Source organism: Shewanella electrica (assembly GCF_022321485.1).
Lineage (GTDB): Bacteria > Pseudomonadota > Gammaproteobacteria > Enterobacterales > Shewanellaceae > Shewanella > Shewanella electrica.
In genome coordinates this window covers 1-281 of the sequence record NZ_JAKOGG010000169.1, presented here as the reverse complement: position 1 = coordinate 281, position 281 = coordinate 1, and the positions used below count along the sequence as shown (strand labels likewise).

The 281-nt window shown below is 61.2% G+C and carries 1 protein-coding gene; it reads right to left on the bottom strand.

Translation table 11 applies throughout. From position 1 onward, the window contains the following. Positions 1 to 281, bottom strand: a 281-nt coding sequence (locus L9G74_RS20265; RefSeq protein ID WP_500142667.1) for a tRNA (guanine(46)-N(7))-methyltransferase TrmB, incomplete at both ends; no start/stop codon positions are given.

The following is a 281-nucleotide window of genomic DNA, read 5'->3' as shown; positions in this document are numbered from 1 at the left end:
CGCGATGCAAGCAGCTTGACGAACGGTGGCTGGATGAGCCGACGCTTGTGGTGGCGCGCCTTATGCCACGGGTCGGGGAAGAAGATGTGTACGCCATCCACGCTGTCCTCGGCCAACATATGCTCGATGACCTCGACCGCGTCGTGCTGAATCACGCGGATATTGTCCAGTTGCCTTTCCCCGATCAGCTTCAGCAGTGCCCCTACGCCCGGCTCGTGAACCTCGATGCCGAGAAAGTCGTCGCCTGGCCGTTGTACGGCGATATCAGCGGTTGTCGTGCC